Consider the following 17,635-nt stretch of genomic DNA (forward strand, 5'->3'; position numbering starts at 1 on the left):
AAAGACCTTCTATTATAGAAGGTCTTTTATGTTTCACTCACTAGTTCTACACCTACAATTTTTTTGAAAGGTATATTTTCTACGAAATTTTTCTTACCGATCAAGCTAACACATTTATCAAAGTAATCTATCCGTTGAACATGACCTTTACAGGATTTCATATCACTGCAAACATCATCATAATACGTCACACTTATTTGATAACCATTAAACAATGCCTCGTTGATTACTTCCTCATAAACAAACAACATTTGATCATCCAGCTCTGGCATCGAGATCTTTTGCTTTTCTTTATAGTACTCATATAACAATGCTTTATGTTCCGGCATGAGAAATGGTATCCACTTTAAGTTACCTCGATCTTTGTACATTTTACGACCTCCTTAAAATAAGAATGTATGTTCTTATAATAACCTTTTTTAATTGACTAAAAACACCCCTTTGATTATTCATAATAAAAAGGCTAAGTCATTTACTTCAAAAGAAGTTTCGACTTAGCCTTTTGTCTTTAATTCTATTTTTTATTCATCTTTCTAAATCATAATTGTTTTTGGTTACATTTGTTGAAGTGATACTTTTACTATTTATATGTGGTTGCTCAGATTGGCTCTTAAAGTGTTTGGTTACAATCACCTCTTCAAAGACTTTCTTTAGAGGTTTTCCAGTTCCATTTACTGACTCAATCGTTACTTCGAGTAATTTCTTAGAGTCTACCTTTTCCAACTGGAGAGAGTAACCCAGCTTATCTGCTACTTTTTCAATAAATATTCTCTGTGTACGTCCGTTCCCTTCTCGGAACGGATGGATCATATTAAGTTCACCATAATAATAAGCTAATTTTTCACCTACGTTATTGGACGTAATAGATTTCGAGGTGATATCCCTATTTAGCTTTGTAACTAAATCTTCAAGTGCAGCTGGTACATACAGAGCATTAGCAAACATCGTTTTTCCTTTAACGATGTTCACCGTTCTATACTCACCGGCCCAATCATATACATCATCAAATAAGTTTTTATGAATCTTTTTTATCAAAGAAGCATCTAGCTTTAAATTCGGAGTAGCTATCAATTCGTTTTGTAGTTTAATCCATCCACGAATCGTAGACCTCTTCTCTAAAATCTCCAACTTTCTAGGATCTTTTTCGCCAAATTTATTCTTCAATACACCATCTTGAGAATAAGGATCTGTGCTCAATGTGTTCCCTCCCCTTACGTGTTAGAAGATATTTCTTTTAATTTTTCATCATAGTAAGCATCAATTTCTTCAGTAGGATCTAATCCTAGTGACAACATCTCTTTGATTTTCTTTACTAAATCTTCTTCGATTGGCAATCCTTCTGCTGCAGAAGAAGCTAAAAAACCTGGTAATAGTTCAAGCATTTTATCGGCATTTTGGAGTTTTTTCATGTATATTTCCTCCTTGTTTTATAGTTTAATTATATCATAAATAACTATAAAACACGATTGTTTATTGCTTAATCCGTGACTATTTTAGTGATTATTAAACCTTTATCGTTATATAAAAGCTTTACCTCATATTTTTTTTCTTTAGCCGTAGTGAATTCAAATAAAACTTCAGTATTACTCTCAACCTCCTTTATTTGTTTTATCTTATACTCCTTCACGAAGCCGTACGGTTTCACCTTATCCATAATTAATTGATCCATCTCTTCTGGGCTCTCTCCATTTGGACCTTCAATTATTTCAGGTGCTCCCTTTACTCCAAAGGCTTCAGGTGAGAAGTAGCTAAATAAAGAATATCCATCTACGACCGATTTTCCGAACTCTTCAGCCCTACTCTTTACATTCACTTCAGGAAGTTCATGTAAAAATGTAGAGAGGGGCTCTTGAGACTCATTATTAGCAGTCTCAACCTCTTGTTTTTCATGTCTTATGTCACCAATTTTTACTGCAGCTGTAATGATTAAGGTAGTCGTCACAATAAACGTACCGATTAAAATCAAAATAAAACGTTTGTACCCCATCAAAACAGCCCCTTTACTACTAGTTCTGGATTAATTGCATTCCTTTTATCGACAGTCCAAGCTGGAGAGTGCACTTCAAAGTGTAAATGTGGGAAAGTGGACCATGGAACACCAGGTGTATTTCCTACCATTCCGATCTTTTGACCTTGCTTGACACTCATTCCTTCTTCAACCAAAGGCGTATAGGCTAAATGAGCATATACCGACTCAAAACTTTTTCCTTTCACCTTGTGCTTGATATAAACGACATTTCCGTAAGAAGATGAGTATTGTGATCTAGTTACTTTGCCTGCAGCAATCGAATAGATTCCAATTTTCCCTTCATCTGCCCAAGAATGAACGTTCAAATCAACACCTGCATGCCAGGCTGGCGATCTGAATTGGTGCCAAGTACCTTTAGTGTAGGTATCTTTTGGCATAGGTGAAATGAAATCCCCCTTACCCGCAATGAAATCTCCACCCATTGAATCACAAGATGCTTTACCAGGGTTGTTATAATACTTCAACACCATCAAGGCGTGTTGAGGTGTTCCGTGTACCCCATCATTACATCCTAATTGAGATGGATGTGACGAACACCAGTATTTAGAAAACTCTTGTGCTTTCTCAAGTGTATATTTGTTTCCGTGTGACTTAATCCAAGGTAGGAAAGCAGCACCAAAGTTATAGGTTTGAACTGCGATCATCATGTCACCGCCAGCCTTTTGTATCGATGCTTTCCATTCTTGTACACCTGCCTGAATTGAGTATTCAGCATCTTGAATACCATTAGGTCCTTTAGGATATCGCGTATTATACGGTCCTTCTGAAGATTGCAGTGGATCCGTTCCCATCCCTGAACTTTCTTGTTGCATCATGGCCATGAGCCATCCTGTGTACTGTTCTACACCATATTTCTTTGCATATTTTTCAATAAGGGACTTATAGCCCTTTACGTTATCTGTAACGCCTTTAGCACTGCCTCCAGGAGCTACGTCACCAATACAAAGACCAATTCCTCCTGATACTGATTGAAGATCAGGATACATCTCCATGAGCATCCCACTATCCAGAATACGCTTGACGTCTCTTTTCATCACTTTAGTAAACTTTGCAAGGTCCATAGCCTCATCTATTCCATGTGAAGACATTGATACTCTATAAGTGGATTTAGCCCCAATTTCTCTTAGCGATTCTGCTATATTCTTTGTACTGCCTCCACTATTTTTTATGAAAGATAAAATTTGATTCTTCCCTTTATAATTTTTTTTCGATATTACTTTTTCTATAGTTCCTCCACCTTTAATACACTCACCTTTCTTATTTTTCTTTTCACACTTAACATTCTCTATCTCTAGCTTCTCTACACTTAACTCTATAAAGTACAGTGCTGCTTCTTCTGGATCACCTTTATCTAAATCATTGTCGAAACGTACCATATCAAAGGCAATGAGTTCTTGCCAATCTATACCGAATTCACTAGCTACGTTCGCATATTCCTTAACTTTGTCTTCCTCCCCTCCAGGCATAAAACCTGTAAAGACAAGAAAAGGCACAGTAAGAATAATCGCTAAGATTACACCTACTGCGCCCGCTAGCTCCTTCCAATGCTTAAGTGCAAAAGAAGCCAGTTTAATTTTTAGCATCATAAAGTCGTCTCCTCAGCTAATTATTATTAAGCTGCAGGATCGAAGTAAAGATTTACTGTTCAGTATCAGAATCACTTTCGACATAAAAGATCCATTCATTTAATCGGAAGAATTCTTTTTCCTGTTCAGTAAATTGAGTGGAGAAGTATATCCAGGCAAATAGCTCAATCAATTCTGCTTGTTTTAAGCCAAAATGCTTTGCATATACTTTCATTTCATCAAAAACGCCATCTTTAAAATCATGTCCCATTCGCTCTTTTCGTACACCGGTTGTTGGTGGGGCAATTATTTTATGATTTCGTTCCTTGATTTCTTTAACCACTCCAAGACCGTTATCAAAAATTTCATTCCATCCCATTTCCTGCTCTCTTAACTTGCTTAAACCTCTAAGGTAATGGATGGGTAGGATCACTTCATTGCGTACCGCAAATGTTTTAAATGGCATATAGCATCCCTGTTCTTTCTAAAGATTTTCTTCGTGTACAGGTTATGAAGAAGAAGACTTTTCTAACTTCATAATGTCACAAAGTGATATAAAGATGCAATACGAACCAATAATTGGTAGTTAAAAATGCGTCTTTATTGGTCTTTAGAGGTCAGGACATACTTATTCCACTCATTTGCTTTTGGAATAGAGTCTTTTTTCGCTTTCTTGCCACTTGTACGATAGACACCTTTTTTCCACTCACGCCATTTAAATCCTACTGGTTTCTGATTGTTGTCTTCAATCACTTCAAAAAATAATCCTGCATCTCGGGCTATTTTAATCCAAGTTTTGTACATTCTGATATGTGTATAGGTGTGTATGAACACTTCTTCACCTTTTGCTTCTTTTTCTCTTATAAACGACTCGAGTCGTTTAAAATCTTCCACGAGTTGTTTCTTCCATTTCTTTGTTATTTCGTCTGAGGTAAGACCATCTCTACGCATTTTTTTCATTTCTTTTCTTAAGTACAATTTATGGTGCATTTCGTAACTTTCATCGTTCAATTTAGTAAAACTGAGTTTTTCTATTCCTAAACGTTTTCTAAATTCGTTTCCTTCATTTTTAAAATCTACTTTCCCAAGTATATATGCATGCATAAAACTACAAATTAAGGCGTAAGCGGTTACTCCGTAAAGAATCCAGTCAGCTATTTTTAACGTCATAACTCTTTGTAATTCAGGTAAAAATAACGTGGAAATTTTTAAAAGGACGGATAGTACTACTCCTAAACCGAAAATCCAGAATGACTGAATCCACCTATGTTTTTCCTTCCTTAAATGTTCAGTAGTCCATACTTTTTTCATGTTAATAATCCCCCTGCCAATAGTGTTAAGATTGCTCCTAAACACATATTAACAGCACCCGGCCAATTCTCGAATATGATTTCTTTCCCTAAAGGGGCGCCTGGCGTAAGTAACATGATTACTTGCTCTATTTGCTCTCTGATTGCATTCTTAAAGCCTTTTTTCTTAATCCAAGATATCCAAGCAAATAGTAGTTGAAAGGCATACGTTACGATACAAAAAATCAAAGCTTGCTGAATGAGGTTTTCATGAGCAAATGAAGCGATCCATACACTCATTACAACAAACATCTTTGTATCCCCTGGACTTGAGCTTTTCATCTTTTCTAAAATTAATCCGAAAATCAGACTAATTAACATCACGATTAAAATGATAAAACTTCCTTCATGCATGTAATTGAAAAAACACAATCCTGCTACAAGTGATACTGCGTGTTTAAAATTCGATGTTCTTCGATACTTAATGTCTGTGTACAAATTTGCGGCAACGTAACTAATGAAAAGCAATATCGCGACAATAATTATTAATCTTTCTATTGTGAGAATGCCTAACAATTCATTTAGATCCATATGTTGAAGTGGTGGTCTTATCATCTGAACAACACCTCACTTACTCCATTCTTTTTAGCATGTAAAGGGAAGTCCATATTAGTAATGCCAATTAAATTAAAAATTTCATAACGATATGTTCCTTCGATTTCGAATGAAAGTGAATCGTTATGTTGTATAGGTCCTTTTGTATATGAGATTTTATAACCTTCTAAATTCTCGCTTTTCATTCGACTTTCTATTTGACCAATTATTGAATGTCTTACACCTTCATACTCATAATCGAATCCACCTTGTCTTTCGGCTAACTCTACTGCATCATTTGCCAAGTTTTGAAGGTTTGTCTTTTCATTACTCATCATTAATCCCTCTGGAATTAGCAAAGTGAGAACAAGTAGAAGTGTGATGAAAATTGCTGTTGCAGCAGTGTTCTGCACGTATAGTTCCCTCCTCTTACTCTTAAAAGCAAGAGAGGAGGTACAATACCTTCTCTCTGCTCTCCTAAAAAATTATTTACCCCATGTTGATGGATCCACTTTGACCGAAGTATCTTTCAATCGTGTACCGTAATTTGTGTATGCTGTTTGAAGTGCTGCGTAAATTAACCCTACAGCCATAATCCCGACGAAGATTACTCCTACAGTCCACATACCGTTATCTGCAGAGTTCTGTGAAACTTCCGATGCAGCCCATCTTGGCGCCAATGCTTTTGCTAGCACGACCGTTAGTAAAACTACTGTTAAGATGATCATTAAATTCATTTTTTCTCTCCATTCTATTTTTATGTTTTAAATCATTTTCCCCAAGTTGTTGGATCTACTTTTGTTGAAGTATCTTTTAATCGTGTACCGTAATTTGTGTACGCTGTTTGAAGTGCTGCGTAAATTAACCCTACAGCCATAATCCCGACGAAGATTACTCCTACAGTCCACATACCGTTATCTGCAGAGTTCTGTGAAACTTCCGATGTAACCCATTTTGGCGCCAATGCTTTAGCTAGCACTACCATTAGTAAGACTACTGTTAAGATGATCATTAAATTCATTTTTCTCTCTCCATTCTGCTTTACATTGATTGCATTGTTTCTGTGAACGTTACATATACGATGACGAACGGATACAGTAAAATCAGCATAACTACAATAAAGTTCCACTTTGCGAATGCTAGAGGTTTAGTCGATATCAAATAGTTGTAGTTTTCGTGACGTAGTTTATCCATGACTTCTATTTGGTCATCTAAAATTAAAATTGCGCCCTCTTTGTTTACTTCGGACGCTTGTTTAATTGCAATAACAAACGTATGCGCCTCAGTTATATCAAGATTCTGTGCAAATTTCTTTAAAACTTCGTCGTCCCCCGGCCTAGTTTCTAAGTCCATTGCTAGCTCATCTACAAATGGTTTCAAATAAGGTCCGGCATACTCCACTGATTTTTTTATTGCTTTTGAGGGCGTATGATTCTTTAGCAAGGTTGCAACAATTTTTAAGTAACCTGGTAATTCTAATTTTCGTTTCCAAGTAGCTGCTTTAATTTTTTGCTTCAACTGATAATCAGGATAGATATATAACAAAGGAGAAACACATGCCATCACTTTAAATAACAATGATCCGGTCATAGTCATAAAGACTAAAGAGGCTGTAGTAAATAAAACTGCATATAAAATTTTAGTCTGTTTAAATTTCTTCACTGTCATATTCATTCCAGATATCAGGAGCTTGTTTTGTAAATCCAGATTTTTTTTATCATTACTTCGTCTTGATTTTGATAATTCATCTTTGTTCTCTTGAAACTTATCACCCCCCTCCAAAAGAATATCTGAAGCTGTTATTCCTTTATTCGGAGTCAAAATAAAATACAAAGCGAAGGTTACAAGCGCAAACAAAATTAGCGTTATGAAAATTTCCAAGATATGTCCTCCTTATCGTTCAGCCATCGGGTTAAAACTCGCTAGCTTTCTGACGATGAGATAGATCCCAATAACAGCTAGGAAATTAAAAGTGATAACAACTTTCCCTGGAAGAGTTCCAGTAAGTACTTCAGCCATTTTAGGCATGAAGTTGAAAGCAAATGGCATTAATAAAACAAATAAAGCGTTTTGATAAAAAGCTCTCTTTTCTTTAACTAGCTCTGTTCTTAATTTAGCAATAAGGGTTTTTTCAGACTCTATATCATTGACTACAGAGGTTAATATTTTATAGGTACCATCTCCCCCATCAGCAATTGCTATTTCAAGTTGATCTACATAAAAACTGAGCATTTTAAATGGATACTTATCTACTAGCCCGGAAAATGATTTTTTCACTCCAATTCCAGAGGAAAGATTAATAATAATTTTTTCAATTTCTTCTTGTACCGTGTGGTGCTGTAATTCTTTGATTTCTTTTAATGCTTTTACTGGTTGGTGAGTAACCAATAGTGTAGAAGTAAAAGCATTTAAAAAAACTAATAATCGATCGAGTAAGACAACACGATGTTTACGCTTTTTTTGATTTAAAAGAATTCGTGGAACTACGAACCCCAAGAGACCGAATAGTAATAACAACTCTTCTTTTCCAAAACTGAAGTATGAAAATAAAGATATTACTATTACTGATGCTAGCGATATTAATAGCCACTTACCTGTGTTTAAGTTCCACTCGTACTCGATAGCCTCTTGTTTTAACTTTTTAGGATTTAAGCTGAATTTTGAAAACTTGAAACCACCCACATTTTCATTATTTTGTACTTTATTATCCTTATCAATCATCAGTTCAGATATAGAACTCCTAGGTTGAAAAACTACACGTATAAAAGTGTAGATAAGAAGGATTAAAAATACAGTGAACAATAAATTCATTAGTCACCTCTTCATATCAATTTTTCAATTAGCTTTGGTTCTGCTAGGGAACGTGACATTTTTCGTTTGAGTCGATGCGAAAACTTATTCTTTAATTCGTGAACACCATTTAATTGTTCGACCCCACCTAGATCATTGAATACAAAATTCTCTTTTTTGTAATCAAATAAGAATAAATCATTTAATGTCACTCGATTTTTTTGATAGTCATATCCTTCTATTTCTGATACCTGAGTTATATATCGATTGTTATCTTCTAGTTTCTCCATAACAATTATTAAATCAAATGCACCAGCGATAGATTGTAGAATGTCATCCCCACTTAAATTAACACCAGATCGAAGACACATTTTCTTCAAGCGTTGAAGAGCTTCTTCGCTACTTTCAGCGTGGATAGAAGTGAAGCCACTATGACCCGATTCAAAAAACTCAACCATTTGCATTGCTTCTTCTCCACGACTTTCCCCTACAATAATTCTCCTTGGATGTTGTCGAAGGCCTAATTTCAAACCGATGCTGTAGGGAATATCTGTTTCTGGATTGCCAGTCATACGACATTCGAAAGTGTAAAAGTGTTTTTCAGGATACAGTTCATGAAGAAACAATTCTGGATCATCTTCAGCTACAAGAGTTCTTTCGTTATTAGGTATATGTTGAGCTAAATGTTTTATAAACTCCGTTTTCCCTGTACCAGTACCTCCTACAATTAATATTTTCAACTTTGCTTGAACAGCTGCCTTAAAGAAATCCAACTCTTCAGCCGAAGCCTGATTAGTCTCTAACATACGTTCTCGAGTAGCCCTCAACTCGCTAGAACTCTTTCGAATAGAAATGGATGTACCAATTCCTGATATATCTGATTTCATAATATTTAATCGAAGTCTAGGTAATGCAGTATCTGTATAAGGTTTAGCAGTTGTTAAAGTAGATTCAGTGACGTTAACCAAACGATAAGCTAATCTTAGAATTTCGCTTTCGCTTGAAAAGGTAATAACTTCATTTGTAAGAGGTTCGACGAATAACGTATCTCCCTCTGGTCCAATATAACGAATGGACTTTGTTCCATTTACGAAAATATCCGTAATGTCTTCTCGATCAATAAGTGGTTGGAGAATCCCAAAGCCTGTAATTTCATCAAGAATTGTACTGACTAACTCTTGCTGTTCGATATTAGGAATTGCAATACTGTTTCGTTGAATGTATTCAGATATCTTGGAACTTAATTTGTCACGCTTTTCTCGATCTAAGAAAGAGGACTCTAACAATGATTTATTAGTTTCGATCAGATACTTCCTAAGTTTTTCAACTGACTCATCTATCAAGTCTTGCTCTGCTTCACCTAGAAGCTTTGCTTTACTTTGCTTGTCTGCATAAGACATTGCGTAAAAGTCGATTTTATTATCGTACTTTTCATCATTATTATTTTTGATTAAATCAATCTTAGTGCTAATTTTGATTCACCCCTTTAATCATCTAACGAAGCTTAAAAGATTTCTGATTGGACTTTTAGGTTTTTCTACATAACCTACTCCTTGAACACCCAAAGAAGCTTGTAACGATTGAATTTTTAAATCAATTAAATCACTTCCGATTTTAAGCAACCATTCTTCTCTGACTCTAAAAGGATCATATGGAATAGGAAGATATGCCATTTCGTTGATAAATTCTGCTATGTCCCCTTGATAATCTTTTTCATGTTTATTGATAACCAACGTTTCCTCAAACGATAAATTGTTCTCTAGTAGCCACATCTTCTCGTTTCTAAATTCCATTAATGATTTTGGTTTGCCTTCTACTACACTTATGACTTGATCAGAGCCTGTGATAATGGGATAGGATGTAAATTCATCAAGTTCAGTTGGGATATCAATAACAACATAATCATATGTTAGCTCTTTGAGAGTACTCATAAATTTCTCTATCCAGGAGCTAGGATCTTCCAGTTTTACTTGATCATACTTCCCTTGAGACTTTGGTACAGATAACAAATCCATTCCCCAAAGTTGGTTAGATGTCTTTTTATCCATATCATCTTTAGTGACAATATAGTTAGTAATTTTGTAGCTATTACTTCCTTGATTCACTAGATTTAGAAAGTTCTTTGTAGGGTGCGTAAACCCTGTATTTACTGCGAGTGACGGACTTACTAAGTTCGCTTCAATAAACAATACTTTAGCTTTTAATTTTGCTGTTTCCTTAGCAAAGGTAGTTGCTAAGGTAGATGCTCCAGCTCCACGACTTACACTTCTAAATGAGATTATCGTTGGCATTAGAATCCTCCTTATTGTTTTACTGAATTAAATTCTCTTCCGAAATTAAGCTGCTGTTTTACATGATCACTAATTTTATTTTTTGATTTCTCTTCAATGTATTTTAAAATTACAGTTTGATCGGATACCTCATTAAAGGATGCTTTAATTTTTTTACTATCTCCTTCTTCAACGTTCTGTGAAGCTACTGGCATAATTGTTCCTAACTTCTTAGCTCGATTCAAATACTGTAATTGAGCTGGTGTGACAGCTAACGTATATAATCTAGCAGCACTTTTAACTTCTTTAGTTTCTCCATTCGAATCTTGTTCTTCACGAAACGCATCGTTAGTTTCCCCGTCTTTAACGCTTGTCACTCTAACTTGAGGGAAGAGACCTCCGAAAAGAACACTTTGCTCATTCTTATCCGTCATAAGTTCTCCTTGAGACCCCTCCATATTCAAGAAATACAAATCAACGAATGTTCCAGGTACTATTGAGTTCCCTGAGCTTGTTTCTAAATCAACTAGAAGTGGAAAAGCTACTTCACCTTTTTCAAGAGATAGTATTGCTGCATCTGGTAATTCATTTTTACTTTTGACATTATTTTTTAAAAAGAAGCTGTTCTCTGATATCCCAAAACCTTCGGTTGTATACTTTCCAACAATTTGTTCTTTTGTTATGAAAGCATTAGGCGGAATAGCGTTTGCTGGTACTTCTCTTTCAAAAATCATTTTTTCAGTGATTTTCGTATGGGGTTGAATATCTTCTTTTACTAAAGCCACTTTCATAGGATTAACGGCCGTTTCGACTGCATAAGCATTGTAGGCATACATCGATCCTACAACTGCTACAGAAAGAGCAGCTGCTACAACTTTTCGTTTGGTTTGTTTTTTCAACTTCTTCACTCTACGTTACCTCCTGGAATCTTCACTTTACTCTTTGACTCATAAATGACGACATTTTTAAATAACAGACTAATGTCTTCATTTTTTTCCTCGGTCGTCCTTTTGAAAGTAGATTTATTCGTTACCTCCCCTTCAACTGCAACCATTGCTGGAGAGGTGTTTACTTTTACGACTCTAAAATTCCTAGTACTTCCTTCATAATTAAAATCGACATTCTCTTTGTAGAATTTTTCATACTCATCACTGAAAGCGACTGGATCGATTTCCACGCTTTCAGTGACACGTAAAGTTCCTTTGTTAATAGAACGTTGAATCGATGCTTCAGAAGCTTGCTTAACAGCATCACGATTATCAATCATGCTTGCATTAAGTACTGTTGTATCGATTTGAAAAGCGAAACAAATAATAAATAGAGTAATAGCTATACCAAACCAACCCATTTTACTCATTGCTTGCCTCCTACAATCCATTCTTCAAGACCATTCAATAAGCTTACTTTTCCTATCCAATCCCAACCGTTTCCTCCAGGAAACGGTTTACTAGGGGAAACTGATCTTCGTACAAAATCATCCATTGCCGTTCCTTTAATTTCTGTTTCGCTTGTTAAGCAAAGTCCTAGTTCATTGATTCCTCCACGACCTACATTCACTTCAAATGGATATTTGCCATCCTTTTGTTCGAAGTCCGAATACCATTTTCGACCACCGTTAATCAATTCTTCTGAAGATTGAGCTGGATTATTGTTATCAAAAACTACTCCTGAATTTTTAGATACATATACGTTTTTAGGCACGAATCTAGCAAATTGACCAGTGTCTGTAATTCGTTCAAGATACTGCATAGAGTCTAATCCACTAGCTGAGTATCCATACTGTACTGCTGCATTCTTAGCAGTGCCGTTATATAAAGGTTTGTATTCATTAAAGTACTCAGTATCGACTGTATACGTAAATCCATATCCAGCCCTTAACTTTTTAGGGAAGACGCTGTTTATAGATCCTTTAAGCGTCTCTGTGTACGTTCTATCTCCTAATACAGAATCGCTTATAGTGACTACTGGTCCACTTGCCTCAGAAGTCGGTCCACACATTCCAACTTCTCTAGAAGGTGTATAGATTGTTGTTTCTCGGACGTTGTTTGCATAAACATCCTCTACTCCATCAACATACTCTTCATATGTTCCATCTTCGTTAATCTCCGCTACTCCATCAACATACTCTTCATATGTTCCATCTTCGTTAATCTCCGCTACTACAGTTGCTTCATCTTCTACTGTCCAAGATAAGCTGACTGTTTTTCGCTCACCTTCTTTTAGTAAGACGTGTGTTTCTCCTTTAACTTCGTTATTTACCTTAAGCGTTAGATTTGGTTTAGTGCTACTGTATTTAGATTCATCAGCATTTACCTCATCCAACTCTTTTTCGTAGTGGTCGATCCATTGATCGGTTTGACCAATATCACATTCCATATCGTTAATTTGTGTCTGTTTGTTGTTCACTGCTGCCTGTGCTGCATTGATTTCAGCAGGGTTTACGACTGTTTTAGTAGTACATTGTTCTTTACCGTTACCATCAATTACACAACTTTCTACTTCTTCACCTTTTTTGGCATCCGCCAATTTCTTATTTAAAGAAACTAATTCTGATTGATATTGTGCTTTTTTTAATTCCTGACTTGCTTTTGTAGCTTTTTTTGAAGATAAGTCTTTGTTAATTGCATTTTTTGCTTTTAAACGATTTGCTGCGTAGCTTGCTCTATAAACGGAAATCGGTGTTGTAGTTGCTGCATTAGAGTCCGTAGTTTTGGTTTCAAGTCGTTCAACCGATAAATCCAATTCATAGTCATATCGATATTCTGGAGGATCTATATCTTCAATTTGGCATGTACCTGGTTTAGGTGGCGGAACGCTTTTAGGACTCCAACTTAAGCTAGTGCTAGCACTATTGTTAGCATAATTCTCCTCCGTCATGTCTTTACTTCCATTAGGATTGAACTCTGCGGTGAACTTAAACACGCCCGCCCATGTCGTGGTTATATTGGGATTAAACCCGTAAGACTTGCTATACACTGTTCCGTATGGGAATGATTTACCGTACTTTGGCAATGTTGCCGTTGAGAGCGTTCCACTCTTTGAAACAGCTTTCCCCTTTGCATCAATACCATCAAAGTTCCATCTTACAGTCCACGGTACCGCTACTTTCGAAGTTACAATTTGTTTATCTGGTGAAGCGTTTTGAACTTTAAATGTCAAATTGACATTGTTTGATGAACGAGAAGCCGTTAAAGAATTTGCTTTCATATCTGGTTCTGGACATTCAGGGAAGTCTAACGCTTTAACGATATAAGCTTGATACCAGTACACACCTGAATTTGGATCTCTGTACTGAGTAACTGCCAATCCTGCCTCATACCCTCTCCGCAGACTTTGAATGCGAATTCTAGCTTCATCTTCGTTCTTTAACCACCAAGATCCAGCCTTATAATCGAGTAGCTTTTTTCCTAACCAAGAAAAATAACCCATGGTTTTAACTGCTTCATCATAGAGACTTCCTCTTGGAGAGTAAAAAACATCTTTCATTGCATAAGCATACTTAACTCGTGTTGCATAATTTTCGGACTTCAAGAATAGATCGGCATCAAATTTACTGATACCGATATATTCAGGATAGTCTTCGTTAATCATTAGTCCACCATAGCGAGAATAACCAAGATATCGCCACTGGCCACCTGAGTAATCATTTCCATAACTACTGTCATTGACATCTTTAGGCGTTCCATAAATCAATAATCTATATTTCCGTGAAAGACTCGGATTTAGGTTGTATGTCTTGCCACTTATTCTGTTTGAGACTGTAGGTACACCAATACTTTTTACGTATGATAGCCAGTCTGTATCCCCACATGCCTGAATCGCTAAGGATGAATAACCAGAATTCGTATTTTGAACAGCTGCTCCGATTGTTCGATAAGTAGCAAATACTGTAGGTTGTTTACTTTCAGTAACGATTACTTCCCCGTTATGATCCGCATCGATTAGTTTGACTACTTTTCCACTATCTGATGTGATCATTTTGCCTTCTAAGTCTTTCCATGAATGAATAGGAACTTTCCCTTTAGTCCTGCTAATTGATGAATCAAAAAACGATTTCATTCCATTGCTTTCAATAAATTCAACATCTTGAATGTTGACTGCATTTTGTTCATTATCGCCTACACTGACTGTACTAGCTTCTGCAATAGATGTGCTTGTAAGCAGGAACATAGTCAATAAAATAAGCGATACTTTCTTCAGCTTCATTCAGAACCCTCCGATATGCTTATTTCTCAAAACGAATACTTCCAGCGTTGAAAGTAACCGTGTAACCATCGACGTCATAAGGACCATAACCATCCCCACCGTAGTACTGTTCATCAAAGTATTTATTTATTACGGATTCATACCCATTAGGTAAATATGGTTTTAACATGAGTTTCATGATGTACTTACTCTCTTTGATTCGTAAATCACGACCGCTAGAATAATACATTTTGAATTTTTTTGATCCGTAAGCAAAATCATAGGCAATTTTAACATCATCCAAAGATTCAAACCCATCTACAGTGTTTACTAAATTAATTACAGATCCGTTTGATTTAGCACCTAGAGCATCCGCAATCGCCTTTGTTTCCCTTACTTTCGTATCATAAGAAAATGAATTTGATATTTTCACTTGATCGACATCATCAAATTTTAAAGCTAAAGCGTAGCTACCTGTCTGCAGCTCGTATCCTGATACATTACTCGGTTTATTGGATGTATCTTTTGGAGGAGTTGTAGGAACTGTAGGATTTGATGGGACTCTAGGCTTCGAAGAAATGATAGCCTTTTTAATATCTGACGATTTAATAAAGCCATATGACTTTTGGAATAAAATTTTTGAGAAGCCATTGCTAGTACTATAGACGCCTACTTTTGTTCCTTTCTTTAATGAACCTACCGCCTTGTACTTAGTTGATGCACCGGTACGAACATACGCCTTAGTCGGAATAACTGAAGCATAATATTGTACTTTAGGAGCTGTAGAAACCTTTTTTGTATACTTTGAAGAAATGTAACCAGTTTTACCTTTGAATTTAATGGTATACCAGCCTGATTTGGATCCAATTACCGTAACTTTGCTTCCCTTTGCTAGCTGACCTAATTTTTTACCTGATGCAGATCTAGACTGACGAACGTTCAAGGTATCAGTAGTAGTAACCGAAAATTGCTTAAACGTACTAACTGAGGCATTCTTTTTAATGTATTTTGCTGAAACATATGCTGTTTTACCTTTGTATGTGATCTTATACCAACCATTTGTGCTTCCCTTTACCGTAACCACGCTTTTCTTTTTAAGAAGACCTAATTTTTTGTACTTCGTACTTGGGCCGCTTCGTACATTTAAATCTGCAGTAGACGTTCCTTTAAACTGTTTGAATGTTGCTGCTTCCACTTTTCTTACTTGTCCTGGAGCATTCTCAAGAATGCTTACACTAGGAACTCCAGATAAAAATACTGTGGCTGCGATCACTGCTGATAGACTCTTTTTCATAAAACATTTCCTCCCTATGATATAGGCATTTGAATGCTTTTATCCGCTTTTCTTCCTATATATAGGATACCAATTAAACTAACTAAAGTAAATTCCTATACTTGGTAATGAGGTCAATCAGTTTTTTAAGAATGGTATTCTGATTTTCCTTCTTTTTTTCGGTTCTCTTGTATCTTGATATATAGGAATATTCATTAGCTTAGAAAGGTGATTTAAACCTTGGATAAATGCATCATCTATATCATCGGTTGAATTTAGAAGAAGTTGGCTTTTTAACGATCTTTTATAAATAATCTCTGGATCCAAAGTTGGTAAAAATACATGATTTTCGAATCCATTGTTGCTTGCAAATTCATTAGAAATCAGATCATGTGACTTGTTTATGACGTAGATAATCTCCATGCCTTTTTTACTCAAGGTATTTATTTGCCTTTTTCGTTCTGTACATTCCCAAAGTCCATTAATATCAGGTTCTAAAACTACAATGAGTTTTCGAGCATCTTTTAAAATCTGTGGTCTTTCAAAGTAGCTATCACCAACATCAATTAAATTAAGACCTTGTCTCACCTTTATAAGTAGCTTCAGAAAATCTACATCTGCATCAGAGATTTCTTTATATGTTGTTTTTAGATCCCATTTAATTTTTTTATACTCATAAGGTTGGTAGGGCGAATCGCTTTCTAAATCAATTACGGAACTTGGTAATTCATAATGTTCACCTGTAGAGTACAGAAAAGTAGGCTTGTTAAAAGGAGATTCGGTTACTCGTACATCAAAATCCAAATCAGCTAAATATTTCGCTATAGATTGTGTGATCAGACTTGCTCCAGCTCTTCGAGTAAGGTTAACTACAAACCAGCTGTCTGCTTCTACACTAATAACTTTTGTTTTCACTACTTCTTTGACTACAATTTTTTCTTTAACCTTAATTTCTTTCGAACTGCTTGCAACTTCTGGTTCTTTATCGTCAATAAGCATTTCTGAGCGTTCCATACTACTTTTCCATCTGATTGCATCAGCTAAAATCTTTTTTTCTTCGATTGCTGCCGTTAATTTGTCTTGATTCATTTCATATATTTCTTGATAGTCTGCACCAGTAGGATCTTGAAGGGAGACAATATCATAAACACCAGAATTTATAAGTGAAACTAGCGTTCTATCTCCTACCTGTAGATCAAATCCTGCTAGAATGATTCGAGTGGTTGGCTTATTTAATACAATATTGATTATTCCTTTTACAAGAGCATCTTCAGAAGCACAAGTAAGATCAACTAAAACGTAATTTAGTGTTACTCTCGAGACTTTTATACACGCATTTAGAAACTCGGTATCGCCAAATTGATCTATAGCCTCAAAAACCAATTCTTCATTAGCTACAGATTTAAATAAATGATGATTTCCTGGACTAGAAATTATTCCGTACATATTGCTCCCCCTTTCGATCAGATAAATTGATTAGGTGCTTCTTTATACTCTTTTAATTTTTTTAAAGTGATCACCTTAATGATTTGGGTGATTGATAGGCCGTAATCTTTAGCGATACTTTCAAGTTCAACTTTTTGATCTAACGTAAACTTGATACAGCAGTTATAGTCTTGTTCCTTTGACTTCATCATCTT

21 protein-coding genes are annotated in these 17,635 nt (G+C 35.7%); all 21 read right to left on the bottom strand.

The features are described from left to right. Positions 1-26: 26 nt before the first annotated feature. The 21 genes from DVG79_RS14965 to DVG79_RS16115 all read right to left on the bottom strand — a co-directional run bounded on the left by DVG79_RS14965 (position 27) and on the right by DVG79_RS16115 (position 17,632). Positions 27-371, bottom strand: coding sequence for a YolD-like family protein (locus DVG79_RS14965; RefSeq protein ID WP_114597397.1), 345 nt, complete (start codon positions 369-371; stop codon positions 27-29). A gap of 154 nt (positions 372-525) precedes the next feature. Continuing rightward, on the bottom strand, positions 526-1,197 hold the full coding sequence (locus tag DVG79_RS14970) for a Fic/DOC family protein (RefSeq protein ID WP_114597398.1): 672 nt from the start codon (positions 1,195-1,197) through the stop codon (positions 526-528). Positions 1,198-1,211: 14 nt separating this feature from the next. Next, positions 1,212-1,409, bottom strand: coding sequence for a hypothetical protein (locus DVG79_RS14975; RefSeq protein WP_026826968.1), 198 nt, complete (start codon positions 1,407-1,409; stop codon positions 1,212-1,214). Between the two features lie 68 nt (positions 1,410-1,477). Then, complete coding sequence (locus DVG79_RS14980; RefSeq protein ID WP_114597399.1) at positions 1,478-1,987, bottom strand: hypothetical protein; 510 nt, start codon at positions 1,985-1,987, stop codon at positions 1,478-1,480. After that, positions 1,987-3,615, bottom strand: coding sequence for a lysozyme family protein (locus DVG79_RS14985; protein WP_114597400.1), 1,629 nt, complete (start codon positions 3,613-3,615; stop codon positions 1,987-1,989). Before DVG79_RS14985 ends, DVG79_RS14980 begins: the two co-directional genes overlap by 1 nt. A 52-nt stretch (positions 3,616-3,667) precedes the next feature. Next, positions 3,668-4,060, bottom strand: coding sequence for a hypothetical protein (locus DVG79_RS14990; RefSeq protein WP_114597401.1), 393 nt, complete (start codon positions 4,058-4,060; stop codon positions 3,668-3,670). Between the two features lie 134 nt (positions 4,061-4,194). Next, positions 4,195-4,905 (bottom strand): hypothetical protein, encoded by a 711-nt coding sequence (locus DVG79_RS14995; protein WP_114597402.1) that lies wholly within the window; start codon positions 4,903-4,905, stop codon positions 4,195-4,197. Further along, a complete protein-coding gene (locus DVG79_RS15000) occupies positions 4,902-5,498 on the bottom strand; it encodes a hypothetical protein (protein WP_114597403.1) in 597 nt (198 codons plus the stop codon). Before DVG79_RS15000 ends, DVG79_RS14995 begins: the two co-directional genes overlap by 4 nt. Then, on the bottom strand, positions 5,495-5,890 hold the full coding sequence (locus DVG79_RS15005; RefSeq protein WP_114597404.1) for a DUF4320 family protein: 396 nt from the start codon (positions 5,888-5,890) through the stop codon (positions 5,495-5,497). Before DVG79_RS15005 ends, DVG79_RS15000 begins: the two co-directional genes overlap by 4 nt. A gap of 72 nt (positions 5,891-5,962) precedes the next feature. Beyond that, positions 5,963-6,214 (bottom strand): hypothetical protein, encoded by a 252-nt coding sequence (locus DVG79_RS15010; RefSeq protein ID WP_114597405.1) that lies wholly within the window; start codon positions 6,212-6,214, stop codon positions 5,963-5,965. A gap of 32 nt (positions 6,215-6,246) precedes the next feature. Beyond that, on the bottom strand, positions 6,247-6,498 hold the full coding sequence (locus DVG79_RS15015) for a hypothetical protein (RefSeq protein WP_114597406.1): 252 nt from the start codon (positions 6,496-6,498) through the stop codon (positions 6,247-6,249). A 20-nt stretch (positions 6,499-6,518) separates the two neighbouring features. Continuing rightward, positions 6,519-7,358: a hypothetical protein gene (locus tag DVG79_RS15020; protein ID WP_114597407.1), complete on the bottom strand. Its 840-nt coding sequence runs from the start codon at positions 7,356-7,358 to the stop codon at positions 6,519-6,521. 12 nt (positions 7,359-7,370) lie between these two features. Continuing rightward, complete coding sequence (locus DVG79_RS15025) at positions 7,371-8,288, bottom strand: hypothetical protein (RefSeq protein WP_114597408.1); 918 nt, start codon at positions 8,286-8,288, stop codon at positions 7,371-7,373. 11 nt (positions 8,289-8,299) lie between these two features. Further along, positions 8,300-9,667 carry a TadA family conjugal transfer-associated ATPase gene (locus DVG79_RS15030; protein WP_114597409.1) on the bottom strand — a complete coding sequence of 456 codons (1,368 nt, stop codon included), beginning with the start codon at positions 9,665-9,667 and terminating at the stop codon, positions 8,300-8,302. A gap of 90 nt (positions 9,668-9,757) precedes the next feature. Next, a complete protein-coding gene (locus DVG79_RS15035) occupies positions 9,758-10,558 on the bottom strand; it encodes an AAA family ATPase (protein ID WP_114597410.1) in 801 nt (266 codons plus the stop codon). Positions 10,559-10,569: 11 nt separating this feature from the next. Next, positions 10,570-11,445: a Flp pilus assembly protein CpaB gene (cpaB, locus tag DVG79_RS15040; protein ID WP_233494620.1), complete on the bottom strand. Its 876-nt coding sequence runs from the start codon at positions 11,443-11,445 to the stop codon at positions 10,570-10,572. Then, positions 11,442-11,894: a hypothetical protein gene (locus DVG79_RS15045; protein ID WP_114597411.1), complete on the bottom strand. Its 453-nt coding sequence runs from the start codon at positions 11,892-11,894 to the stop codon at positions 11,442-11,444. The genes cpaB and DVG79_RS15045 overlap by 4 nt, the downstream gene beginning before the upstream one ends. Then, positions 11,891-14,743, bottom strand: coding sequence for a hypothetical protein (locus tag DVG79_RS15050; protein WP_114597412.1), 2,853 nt, complete (start codon positions 14,741-14,743; stop codon positions 11,891-11,893). Before DVG79_RS15050 ends, DVG79_RS15045 begins: the two co-directional genes overlap by 4 nt. A gap of 19 nt (positions 14,744-14,762) precedes the next feature. Further along, entirely contained in the window at positions 14,763-16,016 is a 1,254-nt protein-coding gene (locus tag DVG79_RS15055; protein ID WP_114597413.1) for an SH3 domain-containing protein, read from the bottom strand. 117 nt (positions 16,017-16,133) lie between these two features. Continuing rightward, positions 16,134-17,441 carry a hypothetical protein gene (locus DVG79_RS15060; protein ID WP_114597414.1) on the bottom strand — a complete coding sequence of 436 codons (1,308 nt, stop codon included), beginning with the start codon at positions 17,439-17,441 and terminating at the stop codon, positions 16,134-16,136. 17 nt (positions 17,442-17,458) lie between these two features. Next, positions 17,459-17,632 (bottom strand): hypothetical protein, encoded by a 174-nt coding sequence (locus DVG79_RS16115; RefSeq protein ID WP_156501877.1) that lies wholly within the window; start codon positions 17,630-17,632, stop codon positions 17,459-17,461. Between the last annotated feature and the right edge of the window lie 3 nt (positions 17,633-17,635).

It is taken from the genome of Exiguobacterium sp. RIT594 (genome assembly GCF_003339585.1).
GTDB lineage: Bacteria > Bacillota > Bacilli > Exiguobacteriales > Exiguobacteriaceae > Exiguobacterium_A.